The 25,867-nt window shown below is 73.1% G+C and carries 19 protein-coding genes, 1 tRNA gene and 1 riboswitch; of the genes, 17 read left to right on the top strand and 3 right to left on the bottom strand.

Annotated elements, in window-relative coordinates:
* Window positions 1-269: 269 nt before the first annotated feature.
* From ACWEPF_RS06085 to ACWEPF_RS06075, 3 genes are all read left to right on the top strand, one after another.
* Window positions 270-2,552 carry a HelD family protein gene (locus tag ACWEPF_RS06085; RefSeq protein WP_380149628.1) on the top strand — a complete coding sequence of 761 codons (2,283 nt, stop codon included), beginning with the start codon at window positions 270-272 and terminating at the stop codon, window positions 2,550-2,552.
* 325 nt (window positions 2,553-2,877) lie between these two features.
* Window positions 2,878-4,353 carry a malic enzyme-like NAD(P)-binding protein gene (locus ACWEPF_RS06080; protein WP_452171598.1) on the top strand — a complete coding sequence of 492 codons (1,476 nt, stop codon included), beginning with the start codon at window positions 2,878-2,880 and terminating at the stop codon, window positions 4,351-4,353.
* A gap of 527 nt (window positions 4,354-4,880) precedes the next feature.
* Entirely contained in the window at window positions 4,881-5,162 is a 282-nt protein-coding gene (locus ACWEPF_RS06075) for an HU family DNA-binding protein (RefSeq protein ID WP_104816345.1), read from the top strand.
* Between the two features lie 78 nt (window positions 5,163-5,240).
* Here the strand turns inward: ACWEPF_RS06075 and murA are convergent, their stop codons facing one another.
* Window positions 5,241-6,596, bottom strand: coding sequence for a UDP-N-acetylglucosamine 1-carboxyvinyltransferase (gene murA, locus ACWEPF_RS06070; RefSeq protein WP_345290378.1), 1,356 nt, complete (start codon window positions 6,594-6,596; stop codon window positions 5,241-5,243).
* A gap of 283 nt (window positions 6,597-6,879) precedes the next feature.
* Here murA and ACWEPF_RS06065 point away from each other — a divergent pair, with 283 nt between their 5' ends.
* The 10 genes from ACWEPF_RS06065 (at window position 6,880) to ACWEPF_RS06020 (ending at window position 18,343) form a co-directional block, all read left to right on the top strand.
* Window positions 6,880-7,449, top strand: coding sequence for a YqgE/AlgH family protein (locus ACWEPF_RS06065; protein WP_345290379.1), 570 nt, complete (start codon window positions 6,880-6,882; stop codon window positions 7,447-7,449).
* Window positions 7,450-7,521: 72 nt separating this feature from the next.
* Window positions 7,522-7,803, top strand: coding sequence for a DUF3039 domain-containing protein (locus ACWEPF_RS06060; protein WP_345290380.1), 282 nt, complete (start codon window positions 7,522-7,524; stop codon window positions 7,801-7,803).
* Between the two features lie 72 nt (window positions 7,804-7,875).
* Window positions 7,876-9,477 (top strand): beta-N-acetylhexosaminidase, encoded by a 1,602-nt coding sequence (locus ACWEPF_RS06055; protein ID WP_452171597.1) that lies wholly within the window; start codon window positions 7,876-7,878, stop codon window positions 9,475-9,477.
* 287 nt (window positions 9,478-9,764) lie between these two features.
* Window positions 9,765-10,625 (top strand): FAD binding domain-containing protein, encoded by an 861-nt coding sequence (locus ACWEPF_RS06050; protein WP_449797329.1) that lies wholly within the window; start codon window positions 9,765-9,767, stop codon window positions 10,623-10,625.
* Window positions 10,622-11,836 (top strand): (2Fe-2S)-binding protein, encoded by a 1,215-nt coding sequence (locus ACWEPF_RS06045; RefSeq protein ID WP_452171596.1) that lies wholly within the window; start codon window positions 10,622-10,624, stop codon window positions 11,834-11,836. The genes ACWEPF_RS06050 and ACWEPF_RS06045 overlap by 4 nt, the downstream gene beginning before the upstream one ends.
* Entirely contained in the window at window positions 11,833-14,160 is a 2,328-nt protein-coding gene (locus ACWEPF_RS06040) for a xanthine dehydrogenase family protein molybdopterin-binding subunit (RefSeq protein WP_452171595.1), read from the top strand. Before ACWEPF_RS06045 ends, ACWEPF_RS06040 begins: the two co-directional genes overlap by 4 nt.
* A 117-nt stretch (window positions 14,161-14,277) precedes the next feature.
* Complete coding sequence (locus ACWEPF_RS06035) at window positions 14,278-14,865, top strand: DUF3558 family protein (protein WP_452171594.1); 588 nt, start codon at window positions 14,278-14,280, stop codon at window positions 14,863-14,865.
* A 141-nt stretch (window positions 14,866-15,006) separates the two neighbouring features.
* A complete protein-coding gene (locus tag ACWEPF_RS06030) occupies window positions 15,007-16,380 on the top strand; it encodes a S8 family serine peptidase (protein ID WP_452171593.1) in 1,374 nt (457 codons plus the stop codon).
* Window positions 16,381-16,524: 144 nt separating this feature from the next.
* Window positions 16,525-16,851, top strand: a complete 327-nt coding sequence (locus ACWEPF_RS06025; RefSeq protein ID WP_452171592.1) for a hypothetical protein — start codon at window positions 16,525-16,527, stop codon at window positions 16,849-16,851.
* A gap of 1 nt (window position 16,852) precedes the next feature.
* A complete protein-coding gene (locus tag ACWEPF_RS06020; RefSeq protein WP_452171591.1) occupies window positions 16,853-18,343 on the top strand; it encodes a PPE domain-containing protein in 1,491 nt (496 codons plus the stop codon).
* A 168-nt stretch (window positions 18,344-18,511) separates the two neighbouring features.
* Here ACWEPF_RS06020 and ACWEPF_RS06015 read toward each other — a convergent pair.
* Window positions 18,512-18,583 (bottom strand) — tRNA-Cys (locus ACWEPF_RS06015).
* 271 nt (window positions 18,584-18,854) lie between these two features.
* A riboswitch (guanidine-III (ykkC-III) riboswitch) is annotated at window positions 18,855-18,916 on the top strand.
* 35 nt (window positions 18,917-18,951) lie between these two features.
* Between ACWEPF_RS06015 and ACWEPF_RS06010 the strand changes: the two genes are divergently transcribed.
* On the top strand, window positions 18,952-19,266 hold the full coding sequence (locus ACWEPF_RS06010) for a DMT family transporter (RefSeq protein ID WP_345290388.1): 315 nt from the start codon (window positions 18,952-18,954) through the stop codon (window positions 19,264-19,266).
* 101 nt (window positions 19,267-19,367) lie between these two features.
* Window positions 19,368-20,882: an MFS transporter gene (locus ACWEPF_RS06005; RefSeq protein WP_452171590.1), complete on the top strand. Its 1,515-nt coding sequence runs from the start codon at window positions 19,368-19,370 to the stop codon at window positions 20,880-20,882.
* Here ACWEPF_RS06005 and ACWEPF_RS06000 read toward each other — a convergent pair.
* Window positions 20,879-22,123 carry a polysaccharide deacetylase family protein gene (locus ACWEPF_RS06000; protein ID WP_345290390.1) on the bottom strand — a complete coding sequence of 415 codons (1,245 nt, stop codon included), beginning with the start codon at window positions 22,121-22,123 and terminating at the stop codon, window positions 20,879-20,881. The two genes, ACWEPF_RS06005 and ACWEPF_RS06000, sit on opposite strands and share 4 nt — an antisense overlap.
* 197 nt (window positions 22,124-22,320) lie before the next feature.
* Here ACWEPF_RS06000 and ACWEPF_RS05995 point away from each other — a divergent pair, with 197 nt between their 5' ends.
* Together ACWEPF_RS05995 and ACWEPF_RS05990 are read left to right on the top strand one after the other, a co-directional pair.
* Window positions 22,321-24,873, top strand: coding sequence for a phosphatidylglycerol lysyltransferase domain-containing protein (locus ACWEPF_RS05995; RefSeq protein WP_452171589.1), 2,553 nt, complete (start codon window positions 22,321-22,323; stop codon window positions 24,871-24,873).
* A gap of 303 nt (window positions 24,874-25,176) precedes the next feature.
* Window positions 25,177-25,818 (top strand): class F sortase, encoded by a 642-nt coding sequence (locus ACWEPF_RS05990; protein ID WP_345290392.1) that lies wholly within the window; start codon window positions 25,177-25,179, stop codon window positions 25,816-25,818.
* Window positions 25,819-25,867: the final 49 nt, after the last annotated feature.

The raw sequence follows: 25,867 nt of genomic DNA, 5'->3' as shown, positions 1-25,867 counted from the left end.
GGCCGCGCCTCGGGGCCGAAGGCTCCAGGGGCGCGGGGAACTGCGCGAGTACGGAAGGCGGACCGGTGTGAGGTCGGGGCAGTCGAGCCAGTTGCAGGTGCTGCCGTTCCCCCACGCGCAGTTCCTCGCGCCCCCGGGGTGACCACTACGAGTGGTGGTGCGGTGCAGGTGATGTGTGCGGGTGTCTGCCGCTGGGCGGGGTCCTGGGCGTAGGATCTTCCGTCCGTCTCTTTTTTCCCGCAGGTTCACAGCCGCCACTGAACGAGGCCATGCACAGCAGCACAGACTCAGACACCGTCCGAGACCGCGAGATCGCCGAGGAGCAGCGCCACCTCGACACCGTCTACCGCCGGTTGGAGGAGAAGCTCGCCGAGGCCGAGTACATCCTCGAGGACGCCGCCAAGCGCGTCCACGTGGGCACGCCCGGCGCGCTCGCGGAGCGGGACGCCCAGGTGTACCGCGCCGGGGCGCACCTGCACCGGCTGAACACCGAGTTCGAGGACTTCCTGTTCGGCCGGATCGACCTCCAGCAGGCCGACGCCCCGGAGGAGCACGGGATCCCGTCGCAGACCCCGCTCGACCCGGCCGACCCGGCCGTGGCCGAGACCCTGCACATCGGCCGGCTCGGCGTGCTGGACGCCGAGTTCGGTCCGCTGGTGATCGACTGGCGGGCCCCGGCCGCCGCGCCGTTCTACCGCTCGACCCCGGTCGAGCCGGGCCGGGTGATCCGGCGCCGGGTGATCCGGTCCAAGGGCCGCCGGGTGATCGGCGTCGAGGACGACCTGCTCCGCCCGGACCTGACGCCGACCCTGGGCGGTCAGGAGCTGGCGGTGGTCGGCGACGGCGCGCTGATGGCGACGCTGGGCCGGGCCCGCAGCCACACCATGCGCGACATCGTCTCCTCGATCCAGAAGGAGCAGGACGAGGTGATCCGGGCCCCCGCGCCCGGCGCCACCCTGGTCACCGGCGGCCCGGGCACCGGCAAGACCGCCGTCGCGCTGCACCGCGCCGCCTTCCTGCTCTACCAGGACCGCCGCCGGTACGCGGGCGGCATCCTGGTGGTCAGCCCGACCGCGCTGCTGGTCTCGTACACCGAGGGCGTGCTGCCCGCGCTGGGCGAGGAGGGCCAGGTGGCGATCCGCGCGGTCGGCAGCCTGGTCGACGGCATCGAGGCGGGCCGGTACGACACCCCGGAGACCGCCCACGTGAAGGGCTCGGCCCGGATGGTGACGCTGCTGCGCCGGGCGGCCAAGGCCGCCCTGGAGCTGGGTGCCCCGACCGAGCTGAAGGTCTTCGCCCGCGGCGAGGCGCTGCGCCTGGACGCCGGCCGCCTGAAGGCGGTCCGCGGCAACGTGATCGGCAGCGGCGGCACCCCGCTCAACCTGCTCCGCCCGCGGGCCCGCCGGCTGCTGCTGGACGCGCTCTGGCAGCAGGCCACCCGGCACCTGCCGCGCCCCGCCGACCACTACGCGCGCGAGCAGCGCCAGGAGGAGAAGGAGGCCTTCGACGAGTACGTCTCGGACGAGGCGGCGTTCCTGGACTTCCTGGAGGCCTGGTGGCCCGCGCTGACGCCCCGTCGGGTGCTGGCGACCCTCAAGCAGTCCCGGCACACCAACCGGATCGCCCGACGCGCCGTCACCCCGGAGGAGGCCCGGCTGCTGGCCGACTCCTGGCGGCACCTGACGTCCCGCGGGGAGGGCGAGCTGTCGGCGCACGACGTGGCGCTGGTGGACGAGCTGCAGCTGCTGCTCGGCGAGGCGGCGGTCCGCAAGGTCCGTGAGGTGGACGCGGTCGACATGCTGACCGGCCTGGACGAGGTGACCACCTACGCCGACCGGATGTCCCGCCAGCGGGAGCGCGTCCCGGTGGAGCGCACCGAGTACGCCCACGTGATCGTGGACGAGGCGCAGGACCTGACGCCGATGCAGTGGCGGATGGTCGGCCGCCGGGCCCGGATGGCCACCTGGACCATCGTCGGCGACCCGGCGCAGTCCTCCTGGCCGTTCCCGCAGGAGGCGCAGGCCGCGATGGACGAGGTGCTGGCCGGCAAGCCGCGCCGTCGGCACACCCTGACCGTCAACTACCGCAACCCCTCGGAGATCGCGGAGGTGGCGGCCAAGGTGCTGGAGCTGGCCGCTCCCGGCACCCCCTCGCCGACCGCCGTCCGCTCCACCGGCCTGGAGCCCCGCTTCGCGGCGGTCGGCTCGACCGAGCCGGCCGCGGTCGCGGCGGCGGCCCGGGCCGAGCTGGAGCGGCTGCTGGCCGAGGTGGACGGCACCGTCGCGGTGGTGGTCCCGATGGACCGCCGGGCCGAGGCGGCCGGCTGGGTGGCCGGGCTGGGCGAGCGGGCGGTCGCGCTGGGCTCGCTGGAGGCCAAGGGCCTGGAGTACGACGCCACGGTGGTGGCCGACCCGGTCGGCATCGCGGGCGAGTCCGAGGCGGGCCTGCGGGTGCTGTACGTGGCGCTGACCCGGGCCACCCAGCGGCTCACCGTGCTCTCCGGCCCGGACGACCTGCCGGACGCGGACGGGGTGCCGGCGCTGCTGCGCTGACGGACCGCCAGCTGACGCGGGGACAGCGGAAGGCCCCCTCACCGGACTTGGTGAGGGGGCCTTCGAAGCTATGACACCGACCCGCCATGCTCGCCTCGCGGCAAGTGGTCCCTCTAAGGGACGAAGGTTGGGCCCGGGGGCTTGGATCGAGCCGGTGCCTTGTCCAATGTAACGCATCGTCCGCCGAGGGCAAGAAGCCTTGTCGACTCCGCACACTCAATGAACGTTATTTCTATCGAACCCTTGGTGAGTGCGACGATCGAGGTCTAGCATGCCGACTGCGCAGGCATTCAACAAAGTGTTGATTTCAGGAAGAAGGACGTCGATGGCGACGGTGCCCAGTGTCTCGAACTCGATCACGGTCCGGTTGGAGGTGCCCGCCACCGGCAACGCGGTGAGCTCGATCACCACCGCCGTCGAGTCCTCCGGCGGCTCGGTCACCGGCCTGGACGTCACCGCCTCCGGTCTCGAGGCGCTGCGGATCGACGTCACCGTGGCCGCCGCCTCGGTCGCCCACGGCGAGGAGATCGTCGAGAAGCTCCGCGCGATCGACGGCGTGGCGATCGGCAAGGTCTCGGACCGCACCTTCCTGATGCACCTCGGCGGCAAGATCGAGATGTCCTCGAAGCTGCCGATCCGCAACCGCGACGACCTCTCGATGATCTACACCCCCGGCGTGGCCCGGGTCTGCATGGCGATCGCCGAGAACCCCGAGGACGCCCGCCGCCTGACCATCAAGCGCAACAGCGTCGCCGTGGTCACCGACGGCTCGGCCGTGCTGGGCCTGGGCAACATCGGCCCGAAGGCCGCCCTGCCGGTGATGGAGGGCAAGGCCGCGCTGTTCAAGCGCTTCGCCGGCATCGACGCCTGGCCGATCTGCCTGGACACCCAGGACGCCGACGAGATCGTCGCCATCGTCAAGGCGATCGCCCCCGGCTTCGCCGGCATCAACCTGGAGGACATCTCCGCGCCGCGCTGCTTCGAGATCGAGGCCCGGCTGCGCGAGGCCCTGGACATCCCGGTCTTCCACGACGACCAGCACGGCACCGCGATCGTGGTGCTGGCGGCGCTCACCAACGCGCTCAAGGTGGTCGGCAAGCCCATCGACGAGATCCGCGTGGTGATGTCCGGCGCGGGTGCGGCCGGCACCGCGATCCTCAAGCTGCTGCTGGCCGCCGGCGTGCGGCACGCCACCGTGGCGGACGTGCGCGGCGTGGTCCACGAGGGCCGCGACGACCTGAACGACAGCCTGCGCTGGATCGCCGAGCACACCAACCGCTCGGGCCGCACCGGCAGCCTCAAGGAGGCGGTGGCCGGGGCCGACGTCTTCATCGGCGTCTCCGCCCCGAACGTGCTGGACGGCGACGACCTGGCCACCATGGCCGACAACGCGATCGTCTTCGCGCTGGCCAACCCGGACCCGGAGGTGGACCCGGCGGTGGCCCGCCAGACCGCCGCCGTGGTGGCGACCGGCCGCAGCGACTTCCCGAACCAGATCAACAACGTGCTGGTCTTCCCCGGCGTCTTCCGCGGCCTGCTGGACGCCCAGAGCCGCACCGTCAACACCGAGATGATGCTGGCCGCCGCCCGGGCGCTGGCCACCACCGTGGCCGACGACCAGCTGAACCCGAACTACATCATCCCCAGCGTCTTCCACCCCGACGTGGCCAAGACCGTCGCGGCCGCCGTCCGGGAGGCCGCCCTGGCCGCCCGCGGCGAGACCGAGCCGGCCCCGGCCCCGCCCACCCCGGGCATCGTCGGCACCCTGGACACCACGTCGTTCCCGGCCGTTCAGCTCTGATCCAGCCGCAGCTCGGGCGGGGTGGCGGGCCCGGTCCGGACCTCCCGCGCGGAGGGTCCGGCGGCCGGCCGGCCACCCTACCCGAGCCCGCTCGCCCCGAACCCTTGCGACACAAGGGGAAGGGGCGTGTTTGGGCTTGTCGGTGGCAGGGCGTACGGTAGCCCTGCACGGGGCAGGCGTGTCCGACAAGTACGGAACGTCCCCCTGGGCCCTCGGCGTGTCGTCCCGGCCCGCCGCCCGCCCCGGTCCACCGGAGCGGACGGAGCGTCACAACTCCGTCCGGCGGGCGCTGTTCGGGTCAACCGCGGCGGGGACCGATTGGCTTTCTCAGTGCCGGTCGGGGCAGGATTCGTACCCAGGCAGTGCGGTTTGAGGCGCTTCGGGGTGCAAGCCCGACCCCTGACCAACCCTCGCCTGAACGAGCACAGTGTGCGGACCAGCGGCCCTGCCGTCGCCAGTGATGGCGGCCCGGCGGGACGACCGACGGGCCCCGCACACCGCAACGCGAACAGACCACAGGAGTACACATGAACCGCAGTGAGCTGGTGGCCGCTCTGTCGGAGCGCGCCGAGGTGACCCGCAAGGACGCCGACGCCGTTCTGGCCGCCTTCGCCGAGGTCGTCGGCGAGGTCGTCGCCAAGGGTGACGAGAAGGTCACCATCCCCGGCTTCCTGACCTTCGAGCGCACCCACCGTGCCGCCCGCACCGCTCGTAACCCGCAGACCGGCGACCCGATCCAGATCCCGGCCGGCTACAGCGCCAAGGTCAGCGCCGGTTCGAAGCTGAAGGAGGCCGCCAAGGGCAAGTGACGCCCCTGGTAGCCCCTACGACCGTGGCCGGTCTCCCCTCGGGGAGACCGGCCACGGTCGTTTCGCGTGCCGTCCGGATCAGACGGCGACCAGCTCCTCGTCGGCCGGCTCCTCGTTCTTCAGCTCGACCTGGGCGCCCAGGTCGCGGAGCTTCTCCATGAAGTTCTCGTAGCCGCGGTTGATCAGGTCGATGCCGTGCACCGTGGAGGTGCCCTCGGCCGCCAGCGCCGCGATCAGGTACGAGAAGCCGCCGCGCAGGTCCGGGATGACCAGCTCGGCGCCGATCAGCTTGGACGGGCCGGAGACCACCGCGGAGTGCTGGAAGTTGCGCGCGCCGAAGCGGCAGGGGGTCCCGCCGAGGCACTCGCTGTAGAGCTGGATGTGGGCGCCCATCTGGTTCAGCGCGCCGGTGAAGCCGAGCCGGGACTCGTACACCGTCTCGTGGACGATGGAGAGGCCGTCGGCCTGGGTCAGGGCGACCACCAGCGGCTGCTGCCAGTCGGTCTGGAAGCCGGGGTGCACGTCGGTCTCCAGGGCGATCGCCTTGAGCTCGCCGCCCGGGTGCCAGAACCGGATGCCCTCGTCGTCGATCTCGAAGGCGCCGCCGACCTTCCGGAAGGTGTTCAGGAAGGTCATCATCGGGATCTGGTCCGCGCCGCGGACGTAGATGTCGCCCTTGGTGGCCAGCGCCGCGCAGGCCCAGGAGGCCGCCTCCAGGCGGTCCGGCAGGGCGCGGTGGTTGTAGCCCGAGAGCTCCTCCACGCCGGTGATCAGGATGGTGCGGTCGGTGCCCATCGAGATGATCGCGCCCATCTTCTGCAGGACGCAGATCAGGTCGACGATCTCCGGCTCGACGGCCGCGTTGCGCAGCTCCGTGACGCCCTCGGCGAGCACCGCGGTGAGCAGCACCTGCTCGGTCGCGCCGACCGAGGGGTAGGGCAGCTCGATCTTGGTGCCCTGGAGCCGCTGCTGGGCCACCAGGTAGGTGCCCTGCGGGTGCTTCTCGATGGTGGCGCCGAACTGGCGGAGCACCTCGAAGTGGAAGTCCACCGGCCGGCCGCCGATGTCGCAGCCGCCCAGGCCCGGGATGAAGGCGTGGCCGAGGCGGTGCAGCAGCGGGCCGCAGAACAGGATCGGGATCCGGGAGGAGCCCGCGTGCGCGTCGATGTCGGCGACGTTGGCGCTCTCCACGTGCGAGGGGTCGAGGATCAGCTCGCCCTCCTCGTCGCCGGTGCGCACGGTCACGCCGTGCAGCTGCAGCAGGCCGCGCACGACCTTGACGTCGCGGATGTCCGGGACGTTGCGCAGTCTGCTGGGGCCCGTGCCGAGCAGGGCGGCGACCATGGCCTTGGGGACCAGGTTCTTCGCACCACGGACGCGGATCTCGCCTTCGAGCGGGTTTCCGCCGTGGACCAGCAGGACGTCGTCGGTCATCGTTCTCGCAATCCGGGGTGACTGGGGGAGGAAGCGGCTGCGGAGCAGGGCAAACGCGAGTGGAAGGAACTTCCGCCGTTCGGCGAATGCCCTTCCACCACCTGTAGATGGTAATGGGCGGGCGGGTGGTTCCCTTGCGCCCTACTGGTGATGGTCGCCTCCCCGGAACCTCCACGGCGGCGACACGGCGGTGCGGTACGGCCGTACGGGTGTTCGCCCACGGCGTGTCGGGGCATCCCGTGTTGTCCGCCCCGGGCGGGCCGGACTGGGGGATCATGTGGGCATGACCCCGGCCTCCTCGCACACCGGCCGACTGCTGGTCGCGACACCGCTGCTCACCGACCCGAACTTCTCCCGGGCGGTGGTGCTGCTGCTGGACCACGACGCCCAGGGCGCGCTCGGCGTGGTGCTCAACCACCCCACCCCGATCGAGGTCGCCGCCGTGCTGGACGGCTGGTCCGCGCTGGCCGGGGCGATGCCGGTGGTCTTCCAGGGCGGCCCGGTCGGCCTGGACTCGGCGCTCGCGGTGGCCGTCGTCCCCGGTGAACCGGGCTCGGTCGAGCCGCTCGGCTGGCGGCGGGTGCACGGCGCGATCGGCCTGGTCGACCTGGAGGCCCCGCCCGAGGTGCTGGCCGGGGAGCTCGGCGGCCTGCGGGTCTTCGCCGGCTACGCGGGCTGGTCGCCCGGCCAGCTGGAGTCCGAACTCGCCGAGGGTGCCTGGTACCTGGTCGACTGCGAGCCCGGCGACATCTTCTCCCCGGAGCCCGAACGCCTCTGGCGCTCCGTCCTGCGCCGTCAGCGGGGCCCGCTGGCGGTGCTGGCGACGTACCCGGACGACCCGACGCTGAACTGAGGCGGCCCCGGCGGCGCGGGCTGCGGGCGTGTGCCTTCTGTTCGCTTCGGCGGGCCCATAGACTTGAGCGTCATGAGCACTCTTGAGCCCGAGCGCGGCCTCGGTACCGGCACCCTGGTCGAGCCCGTCCCCCAGGTCTCCAACGGGGACGGCGACCACGAGCGCTTCGCGCACTACGTCCAGAAGGACAAGATCATGGAGAGCGCGCTCTCCGGATCCCCCGTGGTCGCGCTCTGCGGCAAGGTCTGGGTGCCCGGGCGGGACCCGAAGAAGTACCCGGTCTGCCCGATGTGCAAGGAGATCTACGACGGCATCGGCGGCCCGCAGGGCGGCGGGGACGACGACAAGAAGTAGCGCGTCGCGCTCTGCAGAACACTTCCCGATTGGTCTATGCCACTCGGGCCCCGGCGGGGCAGGATGCAGGTCATGGACCTCATCCCTGCCCCGCTGAGTGTCATCTCCCCCGAGACTTCCGGCACCTACCCCCTCGACGCGAGCACCGGACTGACCGCCGACCCCGCGCTCGCCCCGGTCGCCGACTGGCTGCGCGTCACGCTCGGCGCCTCCACCGGACTCCCGTTCCCCGCCGCCCCCGGCGGCATCGAGCTGCGGCTCGACCCGGCGGCCGCCCCCGAGGCGTACCGGCTCGCCGTCGGCCCCGAGGGCGTGCTGCTCTCCGCGAGCACCACGGCCGGCGCCTTCGCCGGCGCCCAGACGCTCCGTCAGCTGCTCGGCGCCGACGCCTTCCGCACCGCCCCGCTGCGCCGCGCCGGCTGGGAGCTGCCGTACGCGGAGATCGAGGACGCGCCGCGGTTCGGCTGGCGCGGCGTGCTGCTGGACGTCTCGCGGCACTTCATGCCGAAGGCGGGCGTGTTCCGCTTCATCGACCTGATGGCGGCGCACAAGCTGAACGTCCTGCACTTCCACCTGACCGACGACCAGGGCTGGCGGATCGAGATCAAGCGCTACCCGCGCCTGACCGAGGTCGCGTCCTGGCGGGAGCGGTCGATGGTCGGCTTCCGGGCGGCGGACCGCCGGGACGACCGGCCGCACGGCGGCTTCTACACCCAGGACGACCTGCGCGAGATCGTCGCGTACGCCGACGCCCGGCAGATCACCGTGGTGCCGGAGATCGACCTGCCGGGCCACTCGCAGGCCGCCATCACCGCCTACCCGGAGCTGGGCAACACCGACGTGGTGGACACCGCCGCGCTCGGGGTCTGGACGGACTGGGGCGTCAGCGAGAACGTGCTGAACGTCTCCGAGGCCACCCTGCGGTTCTTCGAGGGCGTGCTGGAGGAGGTGCTGGAGATCTTCCCGTCCCAGTTCGTGCACCTGGGCGGGGACGAGTGCGACAAGGACCAGTGGCGGAAGAGCCCGGCCGCGCAGGAGCGGATCCGCGAGCTGGGGCTGGCCGACGAGGACGAGCTGCAGAGCTTCTTCATCCGGCACTTCGACAGCTGGCTCGCCGAGCGCGGCCGCCGGCTGATCGGCTGGGACGAGATCCTGGAGGGCGGGCTGGCGCCCGGCGCCGCGGTCTCCTCCTGGCGGGGCTTCGAGGCCGGGATCGCCGCCGCCACCGCCGGGCACGACGTGGTGATGTGCCCGGAGACGTACGTCTACCTGGACCACCGGCAGGGGGCGGGGGAGGAGGAGCCGATCCCGGTCGGCTTCGTCCGCACCCTGGAGGACGTGTACCGCTTCGAGCCCGTCCCGGCCGAGCTGGACGAGGAGGCCGCGGCGCACGTGCTCGGCACCCAGGCCAACATCTGGACCGAGTTCATGGACGACGCCCGGGACGTGGACTTCCGGGCCTTCCCGCGGCTGGCCGCCTTCGCCGAGGTGGCCTGGTCGGCGCTGCCCGCGCCGGCCGAGCGGGACTGGGAGGGATTCGAGCGGAGGATGACGGCGCACTACGCGCGCCTCGACGCGCTCGGCGTGGAGTACCGCCCCCCGGGCGGCCCGCACCCCTGGCAGAAGCGCCCCGGCGTGCTCGGGCGTCCACTCGACGGGCCGAAGGACTCCTGACGGAGTGTCGGAAGCCTCCGGGAACTCCTGGTGGAGGCCCGGACGTCAACAACAGATGAAGATCCGATCCGGTGGCCGCCGGATCGGATCGTTCTGTGCCTGGATTCGTCCGGGATTGACACAGCTTGTTCGCGGGCCAGGAAATGATCACCAAGCTTTGTGTGCCAGAGTTGCCCAACCCGCACCGATCGCCCGTACCCTACGGGCCAGGCCACACACCGCCGTGGGACGGCGGGGCAGTTGATGAGCAAGTGGAGCACGGTGGATTCCTGGTGAACCGGACGATCATGCTGCCGGCCTCGCTCGACGAGGCCGTCGAGGCGCTCGCCGCCACACCCGGCGCGGTGCCGGTGGCCGGGGCCACCGACCTGATGGAGGCGGTCAACGCCGGACGGCTCCGCCCGGCCGCGCTGATCGGCCTCGGCCGGATCACCGAACTCCGGGGCTGGCGCTACGAGGACGGCGGCACCGCCGTCCTGGGCGCGGGCCTCACCTTCGCCCGGATGGACCGGCCCGACTTCGCCGCGCTGATTCCCGCGCTGGCCGACGCGGCCCGCACCGCCGGGCCCCCGCAGATCCGCAACGTCGGCACCCTGGGCGGCAACGTCGCCACCGCCGCCCCCGGTGGCGACACCCTGCCGGTGCTCGCCGCGCTGGAGGCCGCCGTCACCCTGGCCCGCCCCGGCGGCAGCCGCGAGGTGCCCGTCAGCCACCTGCTCACCGGCCTGGACCCGGTCCGCCCGGGCGAGCTGCTCACCTGGGTGCGCGTCCCGCTGCTGCACGCCCCCCAGGTCTTCCTCAAGGCCACCGGCCGCAGCGGTCCGTCCCGCGCCAGCGCCTCCGTCGCCCTGGTGCTCGACCCGGCCCGCCGGGCCGTCCGCTGCGCCGTCGGCGCCGTCGCCCCCGTACCGCTGCGCCCGCTGGAGGCCGAGGCCTGGGTGGCCGGCTGCATCGACTGGGACGCCCGCGGCGACCAGGCCGCCGACGCCATCGACCCGGCCGCCGCGGCCGCCTTCGGCGAGTACGTGGCCGCCGCCTGCGTCCCCGACGGGGCGCTCGAGGGGGAGGGGGCCCCGGCCGCCGCCGCCCGGCTGCGGCGTACGGTATCCGTGCTGGCCCGACGGGCGCTGGGAAGGGCACTGAAGTGACGGATCTGGTGAGCGACGGCCTCGGCGCCGCGGTCGGCGGTGCGGCGGCCGGCGGTGCGCTCGGCGGAGATGCGGTCGGGGACGCGGTCGGCGGCCCGCTCGGCGGTGACCTGCGCCCGACCGCCTCGTACACGCTGCGGGTCAACGGCTTCGACCGGCCCGTGGCCGACGCCTGGATCGGCGAGAGCCTGCTCTACGTGCTGCGCGAGCGGCTCGGCCTGGCCGGGGCCAAGGACGGCTGCGAGCAGGGCGAGTGCGGGGCCTGCTCGGTGCAGGTGGACGGCCAGTTGGTGGCCGGCTGCCTGGTGCCCGCGGCGCTCGCCTCGGAGAGCGAGATCGCCACCGTCGAAGGACTGAGCGCGGACGGCTCCGCCAGCGACGTGCAGCAGGCGCTGGCCGACTCGGGCGCGGTGCAGTGCGGCTACTGCACCCCCGGCATGGCGATGGCCGTGCACGACCTGCTCCAGCGCAACCACCGGCCCAGCGAGGTCGAGGCGCGGCAGGCGCTCTGCGGCAACCTCTGCCGCTGCACCGGCTACCAGGGCGTGCTGGCCGCCGTGCAGACCGTGGCGGAGGCGCGCGGGCTGGCCGAGGAGGAGGCGCTGGCCGCCGCCGAGGCGGCCGCGACGGGGGCGTCGGCCGCCGGCACCGCTGCCGGGACCGCCGCCGCCGGGACCGCCGACGTCGCCGGGGCTGCTGCCGAGGGCGGCGCCGCCGCGGTGGCCGCGGCCGTCGCGGACCTGCCCCCGGTCGGTGAACTCCCGCTCTACGCCGACTCCGACGCCTGGGTCGAGGCCGAGCCGGCCCTCACCGAGTACGGCCTGACCACCCATCAGACCGGAGTCTACGAGCCGGTGCAGGGCGAGGCCACCCCCGCGCACGGCACCGCCTACGACGGCCCGGCCGCCACCGGCACCCCCGCGCACGGCACCCCGTACGTGCCGACCCCGGCGCACGGCACCGCGTACGACCCCGGCTACGCCCCGGGCCCGGCGCCCGCCCCGGCCCCCGCCCCTGCTCCGGGCTTCGGCCAGGGTCCGGACCACGGCCTCGATCACGGCACGGTCTACGAGGGCGGTTACGAGCAGACCTACCAGGCCTTCGAGGGCGGCTACCAGACCGGTTACGACCCGGCCGCCGCCCAGGCCCAGGCCCACGACGGCAGCACCCCGCCGCACGGCATCCGGCACCCCGAGGACGATCGCGCATGAGCTCGCCCACCGACCTCACCGCCCCGGCGGCGCCCACCGCCGCGGAGGCCGAACTCCCCGACGGCGCGGAGCCGTTCGGCCTCGGCACCTCCGCCCGGCGCAGCGACGCGCTGCCCAAGGCGCTCGGCATCTACCCCTACGCCTCCGACCTCTGGGCCGAGGGCCTGCTCTGGGGCGCCGTGCTGCGCTCGCCGCACCCGCACGCCCGGATCGTCTCGGTCGACACCAGCGCCGCCCTGGCCGTCCCCGGCGTGCACGCCGTGGTGACCGCCGCCGACCTGCCGGCCGCCGCCGTCGAGGGCCTGACCGACCGCCGGGGCGTCGCCGACCGCCCGGTGCTCGCCGACGGCCTGGTCCGCCACCACGGCGAACCCGTGGCCGCCGTCGCCGCCGACCACCCCGACACCGCCCGGCTGGCCGCCGCCTCGATCGTGGTCGAGTACGAGCTCCTGGAGCCCGTCACCGACCCCGAGCAGTCCTTCACCTGCCCGCCGCTGCACCCCGACGGCAATCTGTTCCGCCACCTCCCGCTGCGCACCGGCGACCCGGAGGCGGTCGGCGAGGTCGTGGTCGAGGGCCTCTACCAGGTCGGCCGCCAGGACCCGGCCCCGATCGGCGCCGAGGCAGGCCTGGCCGTGCCCCGCCCCGACGGCGGCGTCGAACTCCACCTCTCCTCCACCGACCCGCACGGCGACCGCGACCGCACCGCCGCCTGCCTCGGCCTGGAGCCCGACCGGGTCCGCCTGGTCGCCACCGGCGTGCCCGGCGCCACCGCCGACCGCGAGGACCTCTCCTTCCAGGTCGTGCTGGCCCTGCTCGCGCTGCGCACCGGCCGCCCGGTGAAGATGACCCTCACCCGCGAGGAGTCCTTCCACAGCCACACCAGCCGGCACCCCGCCCTGCTGCGCTACCGCCACCACGCCGACGCCGAGGGCCGGTTGGTCAAGGTCGAGGCGCAGATCCTGCTGGACGGCGGCGCCTACGCCGAGGTCTCGGCCGAGGCGCTGGCCGCCGCCACCGCCTTCTCGGTCGGCCCCTACACCTGCCCCAACGTCTTCGTCGACGCCTGGGCCGTGCGCACCAACAACCCGCCCGCGGGCCGGATGCGCGGCGAGGGCGCCCTGCAGACCTGCTTCGCGTACGAGTCCCAGCTCGACCGGCTCGCGGCCCTCGTCGGCGTCGACCCCGTGGAGATCCGGCGGCGCAACGCGATGACCACCGGCGACCCGCTGCCCACCGGACAGGCCGTCACCTGCCCCGCCCCGGTGGCCGCCCTGCTCGACGCCGTCTCCACCGCCCCGCTGCCCGCACTGCCGGTCGACGACCCCGACAGCGAGTGGCTGCTCCCCGGCGGCCCGGGCGGCGCCGGTGACCCGGCCGCCGTCCGGCGCGGCATCGGCTACGCCCTCGGCATGGTCCACATGCTCGGTGCCGAGGGCGAGGACGAGGTCTCCACCGCCACGGTCCGGGTCAGCGGCGACCACGCCACCGTCATCTGCGCCGCCGTCGACGTCGGCCAGGGCTTCGCCACCCTCGCCCGGCAGATCGTCCAGTCCGTGCTCGGCGTCTCCGAGGTCTACATCGCGCCGGTCGACAGCGACCAGTCGGTGGCCGGCCCGTCGGCGCGGGGGCGGCACACCTGGGTCAGCGGCGGTGCGGTGGAGCGGGCCGCGGTGATGGTCCGTCACCAGCTGCTCCAGCCGATCGCCGCCAACTTCGGCATGTCGGTGGAGCTCCTCACCATCGCCGACGGCAAGATCTCCTCCTACGACGGCGTGCTCGGCATGCCGGTCACCGAAGCCCTGGAGGGCAAGGAGCTCTGGGCCACCGCCCAGTGCCGCCCGCACCCCACCGAGCCGCTGGACGAGAACGGGCAGGGGGACGCCTTCGTCTCCATCGCCTTCTGCGCGATGCGGGCCGTCGTGGACGTGGACATCGAGCTCGGCGCGGTGCGGGTCGTCGACGTGACCGTCGCCCAGGACGTCGGCCGGGCCCTGAACCCGCGTCAGATCGAGGAGCGCATCGAGGCGGGCGTCGCCCAGGGCGTCGGCCTGGCCCTGCTGGAGGACCTCCGCACCGAGGGCGGCCGCCTCCTCAACCCCTCCCTCACCGGCTACCGCCTCCCCACCGCCCTCGACACCCCCGAGGTCCGCATCGCCGCCCTCCTCGAGGAGCGCGACGTGGTCGCCACCTTCGGCGCCAAGGCCGTCAGCGCCGTCCCCGCCGTCGCCGCCCCCGCCGCCGTCGCCGCCGCCGTCCGCGCCGCCACCGGCCTCCCCGTCGCCCGCCTCCCCATCCTCCCCGAGGACGCCATCACCGCCTGACGCAACCGCGCCCGCTAGGGTGACGTCCCGTAGACAGTCAGTCAGTACCGGCCGGGGGGCTCCGTGGTTCGCGCGCGCCCCGCGCCCGCCGGACCGAACGGAACGAGGACCGAACCCATGCGCCGACCCACCGCCGCCCTCGCGGCTGTTGCCGTCCTGTCGCTGGCCCTGACGGGCTGTTCGATGCTGAACGGGAAGGACTCCGACTCCACCGAGCCGGCCGTGAAGCTCCCGGTCGCGGCGGAGACCGCCGATCCGGGGACCGGCGAGCCGGTGACCCACCAGAAGAAGACCCGGACGGTCGAGATCTGCCGGCTGTTCACCGCGGCCGACATCCAGCAGGCCACGAACGACGAGATGGAGGGGTCGCTGGACAACGGGGGGAGCTACTGCGTGGTCTCCACCAAGAAGTCCATGTTGGCCGTCTCCGTTCAGGCCCTCCGGTTCGAGCAGGGTGTTCAGAACCAGGGGGGTGGAGCCACCAACATCCGGATCGGCGGCAACCGCGCCTCCCAGAAGGCGGCCAAGAACGCCGAGGGTTTGGACCAGTGCGATGTCGTGGTGCAGCTCAACAGCATCAACGAGTTCGGCGACAACTCCCTCAACGTCAAGATCACCAACTACGACAAGGCCAAGAAGCCGGATGTCTGCGGAGTCGCTCGCAACATCACTCAGATGGTCTTCGACAAGATTCCGGCGGCCTGACGCGTAGTCATCGCCGTTCGTGCGGAAGCTGTGCAGCTGCGTGGGCGCCTGCCCGGGTCGGCTGGTCCGGCGATACGATCGAGCGGTCCGTATCCGGAAGGCGCGGACCGGGGTCTCCAACTGACGGGGTACGGGGTAGGGATGACGTTCACCAGGAGCTTGCGCTCGCTCGGGGCCACCGCGATGGCCGCCGGTCTGCTGTTGGCCTCGGCGCCATCCGCTTCGGCCGATGAGGTGCGGGACGGGCAGTGGCCCATCCAGGCGTTCAACCTGGACAAGGCCTGGGGCGTCTCCAAGGGCGACGGGATCAAGGTCGCCGTCATCGACCAAGGCGTCGACGCCAACCATCCCGACCTGGCGGGCCAGGTCCTGCCGGGCTTCGACCCGAGCGGCCAAGGGCTCGACCGGGCGCCCAAGAACGACCACGGGACCTCGATGGCCAGCATCATCGCGGCCAAGGGCCACGGCAGTGGCGCGGGTGTCATCGGGGTGGCGCCAGGAGCCAAGATCCTTCCGGTCTACAAGACCAGCGCGCAGAACACGGACGCCATCCCGGAGGGCATCCGTTGGGCGGTGGACAACGGTGCGAAGGTCATCAGCATCTCCCAGGGCAAGGGCGGTGTGCGCAGCGCCCGGTACGACGACGCCGTGGCGTACGCGCTCGGCAAGGACGTGCTGATCGTTGCCGCCTCCGGCAACAGCGGAGCGGCGGTCGAGGTGCCGGCGAACGCCCCGGGGGTGCTCGCGGTCGGCTCGGTCGGCAAGGACGGCAGGGTCTCCTCGGACTCGAACTGGGGACCTGAGCTTCTGCTCACGGGCCCCGGTGACGACATCGTCGCGGCGGGCGACTGCGCGGGCAGCAAGTACTGCCTCGGTGGTGGCACCTCCCAGGCGACGGCCTTCGTGGCCGGTGCTGCGGCGCTAGTCAGGGCCAAGTACCCGGACCTGACGGCCGGCCAGGTAGCCAATCGCCTCACCAAGTCGGCCAAGGCGCCCGCGTCGGTGACCAAGCTGCCCGACGCGCACTACGGCTACGGCACCGTGCGTCCGTACGAGGCGCTCACCCAGGAGATGGCCGCCGGCCCGGCGCAGGGCCCGCTGGCTGCGGTGGCTGGTGCGACCGCCAGTGGCGGCGCCTCGGCCGCAGCGCCCACGCCGGGTGCCTCTGCTCCGGCCGCAGGAGGTGCCCAGGCTCCGGTGAAGGAGCCGGAGGGCTTCTCGATCCTCGGCAAGGGCATCGCGGTGGCGGCCGGGGTGCTGCTGCTCCTCGCCCTGCTGTTCGTCGGCCTGATCGTGGTCCTGGTGAAGGGCTCCAAGCGTCGGCGCGAGGCCCGCCAGGTGCCGCCGGCTCCTGCGCCCTACGGTTACCCGCCGGCTCAGCAGCAGTACCCGAACCAGCCGTACGGGGCGCCGCAGTACGGCAACCAGGCGCCGCCGCAGGGGTATCCGCCGCACGGCGGGCAGCCGCCTCAGCCGCCGTACCAGAATCCTTATGGTTCCGGTGGCAACCAGTGACGCTGAGGGTGTGTCAGACGCCCTCGTACAAGCGATACGATCGAACGTCCCTGCCTGTCGGTAGACAGTCAGGGTGCCTTCAGTAACCCGCCCGGGGCAGAAGCGCACACGGGGAAGCAGCGACACTCCAGGGGGAGGAGCCGTATGTCGGACGGATATCAGGTCAACACCGACGAGTTGGAGGCGGTCGTCAAGCGACTGCGAGTGCTCCAGCAGAATCTCGGCCAGACCGCGAACAAGAGCAAGTACAACACCGTGGTCGACTCCGGAAACTTCGGGGGCAACTTCGCCGAGGCGCAGGAGCTCTACAGGGCCCACAGCAACATGCAGGACTTCCTCGCGCAGACGATCGCCGAGCTGAACGACCTGATCAACGACTTCGGTGACAAGACCCAGACGGTGAACGCCAACTACCGGGGCACGGAGTACGAGCAGAGGTCCGTCATGAACAGCCAGGAGAGGGTGGTCTGACGTGGCAGGCAAGACGAACTTCGAGGGTCACGCACTCATCCCGCTCAAGGACATGCTGAGCGGATCCAATCCAGGCCGGCTCGAGGAGGTCGCCGAGCACTGGAAGAACGTCGACGCTGAACTCCGTGCTGCGGCTGATGACTTGAAGAAGGCGGTGGAGCACGCCACGCAGAACTGGTCGGGCAAGGCCGCCGACGGCTTCGTGACCCGCGCAGGGGTGCTGCACACCAACCTCACGAACACGGCGGCTCACGCCGTGCAGACCTCGGCCGCGATGAAGTACGCGGGCCAGGCACTCTCCCAGAGCAAGACGGCGATGGCGGACATCGAGGTCCCGAGCTCGTTCGAGAGCGGGGCGAAGTGGCTCGGTGACCTCGGCCAGCGCTCGGACGAGCAGTTCAAGTCGGACCTCGCCGGTGGGATGGACCGGTCGGCCGCGGTCAACAAGAACTATGACGAACTGTCGGCGACGGAGATCGCGCACCAGCGTGCCATCGTCGTGATGGAGCACCTGGCGCCGCACTACACCGAGGCCGCCGCCTACCTCGAGCCGCCGGCCCAGGACCGTGAGCGTCGGCCCGACACGCCGTACCCGCCGGCCCCGGTGAACCCGCCCGGCAAGATCGGCCCGGTGCGCCCGCAGCCGGAGATCAAGCCTCCGGTGCAGCCGCCGGGTAGCGGCAACGACAAGCCCGGTTGGACGCCGCCCGGCGGCACGCCCGGTGTGCCGAAGCCGGACGGGCCGCACTCGCCGACCCTCCCGACGGGCCCGACCGGGCCCGGGGTGCCGGATGGGCGGGTGCCGACGCCGGTGCACCCGTTGCCGGGTGGGCCGCGGCTGGACAGTGTGGTTCCGCCGGTGTCGACCTTGCCGGCGCCGGGGCACAACGTGCCGACGGTGCCGACGGGGCCGGGGCTCGGTGGTGGTGGTGGTGGCGGCGGTGGTGGCGGTGGGCTGCCGCCGATGGGGCTGCCGGGTATCGGTGGTGGCGGCGGTGGCCGTGGCGTCGGTGGTGGTGGTGCCGGTGGTGGTCGTGGGATCGCTGGTGGTGCGGGCCGTGGTGGCGCCGGGGCCGGTGCCGGTGGTGCGGGCCGCGGCGGTGCCGGGGCCGGTGCGGGTGCCGGGGCCGGTGGTGCTGGTTCGGGCCGTACGGGTCAGCCCGGGATGGGTGGCATGCCGGGGGCCGGTGCCGGTGGTGGCGCCGGTGGCAAGGCCGGTGGCGGCAAGCCGAGTCTGGTCCGCAAGGAGGGCGGGACGGTCGGCGGTGCCAAGGCCGGCGGGGCCAGTGGGCGTTCGTTCACCCAGGGCGGTTCGGGCCTCGGCCAGGGCGGTCAGGGGCGCGGTGGCGCGGCCGGTGCGGGTGGCATGCCCGGGATGGGTGCTGCCGGCGGCAAGAAGAAGGACAAGAACGGCAACCGTCCGGACTACCTGGTCGAGGACGAGGACACCTGGCGTACCGGCGGGAAGGCCAACCCGCCGGTGATCGACTGACCGGCGGCACGCCGAACGACGACCGGGGCCCGGCCGCAGGGGAGATCCTGCGGCCGGGCCCCGGCGTTTTCGGAGTTACCGGAAATGCGGTGCGCGGAAACACGGAAATGCGGAAAAGGGCATGCCGAATTCACCCTCCCGCATCGGGAGGGTGAATTCGGCATTCGGAGGCCATGACGGGAATCGAACCCGTGTACACCGCTTTGCAGGCGGTTCCCTCAACCACTCGGGCACACGGCCAAGAAGGGGTGACGGCAGGTCAGCGACGGCTGCCGGCAAGGGGGAGAGAGGTCAGCGACAGGAGTGACAACAGGGAGCGGCACAGGTGCGGGGCGCTGCGATCGCCACCGTCTTCCTGCTCATGGCCTGCTCCTGTCGTCCGGCCCCGGAATCCCCGGGGGCGCTGTGTGAATTCATGGTGGCGGATAAACCGAGCCCGCGTCAATCCCCGAACGTGAATTCCGTGTGTCGCGGCCCGGAGGGTCGGAACGCGGCCGCGTGCTAGCCTCGGGGGCAGGTGAGTGATCACCCCGGACGAGGCGCGTCGTACCCGGAACGACAAGACGGCGCAGTAGTGAAGTCGAGACCTACTGCGAGGAGTGCCCGTCATGGCTTGGGTCGTGTTGATCGTCGCCGGTGTGCTGGAGACGGTGTGGGCGGTGGCCCTGGAGGCGTCGAAGGGGTTCTCCCGGCTGGTGCCGAGCGTGGTGTTCGGGGTGGCCCTGCTGCTGAGCATGGGCGGGCTGGCGTACGCGATGAAGAGCATCCCGTTGGGGACGGGCTACGCGGTCTGGGTCGGGATCGGGGCGATCGGGACGGCGCTGTACGGGATGGCCGTCATGGGGGACGCGGTGACGGCGGCCCGGGTGACCTGTCTGGTGCTGATCCTCGGCGGTGTGGTGGGGCTGAAGGTGCTGCACTGACCGCGACCGGGAGGGCCGGCCGGGCCTAGGACCTGCGGGGTAGCGAGAACGGGCCTGCAGGTCAGGGGTCATTTCGCCGGACGGCACTTACGATGTCGGGCATGACCACAGCAGCCGGCAGCGCCACCCAGACCGTGCACGAACCGCCCTCCGAGGGAGAGGGCGGTGTGCTCAGCGGCCCGTACCGGGCGTTGACGCTGGGGATCGTCTCGGTGGTGCTGCTGCTGGCCTTCGAGGCGACGGCGGTGAACACCGCGATGCCGGTGGCGGCGGAGCACCTGCACGGGCTGGGGCTGTACGCCTTCGCGTTCTCGGGGTACTTCACCTCGACGCTGTTCGCGCTGGTGATATCCGGGCAGTGGGCGGACCGGCGGGGGCCGATCGGGCCGCTGTTCGCGGGGATCGCGGTGTTCGGGGCGGGGCTGGTGCTGGCCGGGGCGGCCGTGAACATGTGGATGTTCGTGGCGGGCCGGGCCGTGCAGGGGCTCGGGGGCGGGCTGGTGATCGTGGCGCTCTACGTGGTGGTGGGGCGGGCGTTCCCGGAGCGGCTGCGGCCGTCGGTGTTCGCGGCCTTCTCGGCGGCCTGGGTGCTGCCCTCGATCGTCGGGCCGGTGGTCTCGGGGGCGGTGACCGAGCACCTGGGCTGGCGCTGGGTGTTCCTGGCGGTGCCGGTGCTGATCCTGTTGCCGCTGGCGGTGATGGGCCCGGCGCTGCGGCGCTCCGAGCGGGCCCAACCGCCCGCCGAGGCCAAGGAGTTCGACCGGGCCAGGACGCTGCGGGCGGCGATGGCCGCGCTCGGTGCGGGGCTGCTCCAGTACGCGGGCCAGCGGCTCGACCTGCTCGGGCTGCTGCCGGCGGCGGCGGGCGTGGCCCTGCTGGGGCCGGCGGTGGTGCGGCTGCTGCCGGCGGGGGCGCTGCGGGCGGCCCGGGGGCTGCCGACGGTGATCCTGCTGCGCGGGATCGCGGCGGGGGCGTTCTTCGCGGCCGAGGCCTTCATCCCGCTGATGATGGTGACCCAGCGCGGGCTGTCGCCGACGATGGCCGGGCTGACCCTGACCAGCGGCGGGCTCTCCTGGGCGCTGGGCTCCTTCCTGCAGGGGCTGCCGGCGGCGCAGGCGCACCGGGAGACGATGATCTGGGTCGGGTTCCTGCTGACGGCGGTGTCGATCGCGGGGGCGGCGCTGGTGCTCGTACCGGCGGTGCCGGTCTGGGTGGCGGCCGCGGCCTGGGCGGTCGGCGGGGTCGGGATGGGGCTGGCTGTGGCCAGCATCAGCGTGCTGATGATGAAGCTCTCGGCGCCGGAGGAGGCCGGGGTGAACTCCTCCTCGCTCCAGCTCAGCGACGCGCTGGGCAACGTGCTGCTGATCGGCCTGGCCGGGGTCCTGTTCGCGGGCCTGGGCGGCGGTTCGTTGGCGGCGGCGGAAGGGGCGGCCTCGGTGCCGGTGGCCCCGTTCACGGCGATCTTCCTGGTGATGACGGGCGTGGCGCTGGTCGGCGCCCTGCTCTCCGGCCGGGTCCGGCCGACCGGGGACCGGCCGGCGGAGGACCAACCGGCTGAGGACCGGGCGGCCGAGGACCGGGCGGCGCGGCCGGCCGGAGAGCTGACGGCGCGTTAGGGGGTGCCGAGGAAGGTCTCCCAGCCGCCGGTGGGGGCCTGGCCGGGGGTGAGGGTCTGGAGCTTGCGCAGTACGGCGGGGTCCTGGACCTCCAGCCACTCCACCAGCTGACGGAACGACACCATCCGGACCTCGGGCTTGGCGGCGATGGTCCTGATGGTCTGTTCGACGGCGTCCATGTAGATGCCGCCGTTCCACTGCTCGAAGTGGTTGCCGATGTAGAGCGGGGCCCGGTTGCTGGTGTAGGCGCGTTCGAAGCCGGCCAGCAGGGAGCCGGTGGCCTGGGTGCGCCAGGCGTCGTACGAGCCCGGGTTGCCCTTGGTGTTGTTGCCGGACTGGTTGTACATGATGTTGTAGTCCATCGAGAGCACCTGGAAGCTGTGCCCGGGGAAGGGGACGGACTGCAGCGGCATGTCCCACAGCGCGCCGCCCTGGAACTTCTGCGGCCAGACCTGGGTGCCGCCGGGGCCGCTGGAGTCGTACTTCCAGTTCCGTTTGACGGCGGTGGGCAGCAGGCCGCGCTGGCCCTCCAGGCAGGGGGTGCGGGCGCCGATCAGCTCCTTGCGGTAGTCGAAGGGCAGTGCGGGCAGGTCGGTGAAGCCGGTGTTGGTCTTCCAGTTCATCACGAAGTCCATCGCCTGTTGGATCTCGCTGTCCCACTCCTCGGGGGACCAGCGGCCGCCGCCGTTGGAGCCGCAGAAGTGGCCGTTGAAGTGGGTGCCGATCTCGTGGCCCTCCAGCCAGGCGGCGCCCAACTGCTCGATGGTGTCGTGGATGTGCTGGTCCGACAGGTAGCCGATGTCGCTGGCGCCGACCCGGTGCTGGGGCGGGTGGTAGAGGTCCTTCTTGCCCTCGGGCAGCAGGTAGATGCCGGAGAGGAAGAAGGTCATCGAGGCCTTGTGCTCCTTGGCGAGGGCACGGAAGCGGGTGAAGAGGCGGTTGTCCAGCTCGCCGGCGCCGTCCCAGGAGAAGACCACGAACTGCGGGGGCCGCTCGCCGGGCTTGAGCTTCTCGGGGGTGGGCTGGTTGGGCTGGGGGCCGGTGTCCGAGGTGGAGCCGTCGCCGATCGAGACGGCGGGGGGTTTGGCGGGGGCGGCCTGTTCGCCGGGGCCGGCGGGCGCGTTGGCGGGTGGGGCGGCCTGTTCGCCCTCGTTGGTGATGCCGCTGCCGCAGCCGGCCGCCAGGGTGGCGGCGGTGGCTGCTCCGGCGGCCAGCAGGCTGCGGCGGGAGATTGCGTCCATGGGCACGTCCGTTTCGGTGGCTCGTCGGAGCAGGAGCAGCGTGGGCTGTTTGTCCGATAAGTGCATGGATGTCGGTGATCGGGCCAAAGCTTCCCACGCGGACCGGCGCGAAACGGGGAAGGCGGGGCGGGCACCACGGGTGATCCTGCGGGCGTGCGCGGCGCGCTCACCCGCGCGGAGTACCCGGGTGGCGCGCCGTGCTGACCGGCCGTCAGATGGGGGTGACCCCGCCCGGCCGGAGGGAGGAGCAGCAGCCGATGTGGCAGTCGCTGCTCGACGCCTACCGGGAGCGGATCGTCGACACCGGCCGGGAGCCGCTCTTCCTGCTGCTGCTCGGTCTGATCGGCTCGTTCCTGTTCATCCGGTTCAGCGTCCGCATGATCCGCCGGGGCACCAGCTGGTGGCCCGGCAACGTCACGCCCGGCGGCCTGCACATCCACCACGTGGTCTTCGGCCAGGGCCTGATGGTGGTCTGCGGGGTCGGCGCCTTCGCGGTCCGCGGCGACGGCGGTCAGCTGTGGAACGTGCTCGCGGTCGGCTTCGGGATCGGCTGCGGACTGGTGCTGGACGAGTTCGCGCTGGTCCTCCACCTCCAGGACGTGTACTGGAGCGAGCAGGGCCGGGCCTCGGTGGACGCGGTGATCCTGGTGGTCTCGCTGATCGGGCTGCTGCTGCTCGGCGAGCTGCCGCTCGGCGGCTTCTCCGGGAAGCTAACCGTCGGTCAGGTCGGGGTGGCCGGGCTGCTGCTGGTGCCGGTGCTGGTCTGCCTGTTCAAGGGGAAGATCTGGACCGGCCTGATCGGGGTGATGGTGCCCCCGCTGGCGGTGGTCGGGATGCTCCGGCTGGCCCGCCCGGCCAGCCCGTGGGCGCGCTGGCGCTACCACGCCAGGCCGCGGCGGCTGGCCCGGGCGGAGCGGCGGGAGGAGCGCTTCCACCGCCGGGTGGTGGCGGCCAAGACCTCCTTCTACGACGTGCTGGCGGGCGCCCCGGACCCCAGCCCGGCGGCGGTGGAGGCCACGGTCGTGCCCGCGCCCGCCCCCGGACCGCCGTCCCCCGCAGCGGAGGTGACGGCCCGTGAGCCGGTGCCCCGGCCGCTGCCCCGCTGGCGGCGGCGCTGCGCGACCGCCGTCGAGTGGTACCTGCGGGTGGCCACCCTGCTGAACCTGGTGGCCGGCCTGATCGCCCCGTTCCGGGACCGGGTCCAGCGGGCCAACAGCGGCGAGTACTTCACCCCGGTGCTGCTGACCGCCGGCTTCACCGCCGCGCTCTTCGCCGGCCTGCTCGCGGTGATGGTCCGCCGCCGCAAGCGGGCCGCCTGGCTGGTCACCACCGTGGTGGTGGCCGGGTACGCGGCCCTCTGCGCGCTGGCCCTGGCCGTGCTGCCGGAGGACCGCGCCCACCCCTTCAACTGGGTCTCGGCCGGCCTCACCACCGCCCTGCTGCTCGCCCTGCTGGCCGCCCGCCCGGCCTTCCGGGCCCGGGGCGAACGGGGCAACCTGGCCGCCGGGCTCACCGTGCTGCTCGGCGGCGGCGCCCTGATGACGGGCCTGGGCACGGTGCTGCTGCGGCTGGCGGACGAGGGCGAGCACCCCGGCTGGGGCGACTGCGCCCAGTACGTCGCGCTGCGGCTGGTCACCATGGCCGGGCTGGTCGAGTACACCGACCTGACCGTGCCCGGCTGGCTGGACCTGCTGCTCAACGTGCTCGGCGCCGGTGTGCTGCTGTTCGCGGTGCGGATGCTGTTCCGCTCCCCGCGCGGCACCGAGCGGCTGGAGCCGCCGGACGAGGAGCGGCTGCGCGCCCTGCTGGCCCGGTACGGGGAGCGGGACCCGCTCGGCTACCTGGCGCTCCGTCGGGACCGCGCCGTCTGCTGGGCGCCGGACGGGCGGGCCGCGGTGGTCCACCGGGTGCTCAACGGGGTCTCCTTCGCCGCCGGGGATCCGGTCGGCGACCCCGGGGCCTGGGGCGGAGCGGTGTCGGCCTGGCGCGAACGGGTCCGGGAGGCCGGCTGGGTGCCCGCCGTGATCGGGCCGGGCGGGCGGGGGAGCGAGGCGTACCGGGCGGAGGGGCTGCGGGCCCTGGAGTACGGCGACGAGGGCGTGGTCACGGCGGCCGGCTTCGCGCCCGGGCCCGAGCTGCGGGCGGTCCGGGCCCGGGTCACCGCCGCCGGGTACCGGGCGGTGATCCGGCGTCACCGGGACGTCCCCGAGGAGGAGGTGGCCGAACTGGTGCGGCTGGCCGACGCCTGGCGGCACGGCCGGGACGTCCGGGACTTCGTGCTGACCCTCGGGCGGTTCGGCGACCCGGCGGACGGGGACTGCCTGCTGGCCGAGGCACGGGACGAGCGGGGGCGGGTCTGCGCGCTGGTCAGCCTGGTGCCCTGGGGCGGGGACGGGCTGGCGCTGGACCTGATCCGTCGCGACCGCGAGTCGGACGACGGGCTTGTCTCCCACCTGCTCACCGAAGTGCTGCTGCGGGCCGGTGAGTTCGGCCTGCGGCGGCTCTCGCTGAACTTCACCATGGCGCCGGGGGCCCGGTTGGCGGTGCTCCGCCTGCTCGGCCGCTGGTGGCGCCTGGACGAGCGGCGCCGGGCCGCCGCGCGCTTCCGGCCCGCCCGGCGGGCGCGCTTCCTGCTGTACGAGAAGTCCTCCGAACTCCCCGCGATCCTGGCCGCCGGCCTGGCGGGGGAGGGCCTGCTGACCCGCCGTCGCCTCCGGGGCGCCCGGGCCGGGGGACGCGGCAGACCGTGACGTTGGGGGCGCGCGGAACGTGACCCCGGGGCGCGCGGAAACTGACGCTGAGGCGCGCGGAACGTACGTGGTGATACCGGGGGCGCGAGGAACTGCGCGGGTCGGAAGGCGGCTCACCTGCAACTGAATCACCGTCAGCCAGTTGCAGGTGCTGCCGTTCCCCTGCGCGCAGTTCCTCGCGCCCCCGGTGTAACCACTTTGCCGCGCCGTTCGGTCACCCGTTCAGTAGCTCACAGCGGGTGGGCGGGGCGGATGGCCGGTTGACTGGCGGGGTCGTGAGTCGGGCGGAGCGAGGGAGTGCGGGTGGCGCGCCAGCTGGTGTCGGGACCGTGGCCCGGGGCGGTGGCGGCCGGGGGTGCGCTGGTGGTGGGGGCGTGGCTGCTGGGCGGCGGGGGGATCGTGCTGCCGCCGGCTCCGGGGGCGGCGCAGGCGATGGACGGGGCGACCTCGGCCGCGCTGCTGGTGCCGCCGAGGGAGCGCGCGGTTCCGACCCGGATCAGGATCCCGGCGATCGGCGTGGACGCCCCGGTGACCGGGCTGGGACTGGACGGCGGCGGAAGGCTGGAGCCCCCGGCGGAGAAGGAACGGAACCTCGCGGGCTGGTACCGCGAGGGAATCACCCCAGGTCAGCGCGGAACCGCCATCGTGGCCGGGCACGTCGACACTGCGGAGGGCCCGGCGGTCTTCTACCGGCTCGGCTCGCTGCACAAGGGCGACCAGGTCGCGGTGGACGGCGAGGACCGCGGCACCGGCTGGTTCGTGGTGGACGCGGTGGAGAGCTTCGCGAAGCGGGACTTCCCGGACACCCGGGTGTACGGCCAGGGCAGGGACTCCCAGCTGCGCCTGATCACCTGCGGGGGCGACTACTCGGCGGCCCGCGGCTGGGAGGCGAACGTGGTGGTCTTCGCCCATCTGGTGCGCAGCGCGCGCGGCGCCGCCGCCTGACCGCGCGTCAGCCGGCGGGCCACCGAGGGACGGAAGGACGGAGGAGAAG

This window comes from Kitasatospora sp. NPDC004289, from assembly GCF_053602875.1.
This window is presented reverse-complemented; position numbering and strand designations above follow the sequence as displayed.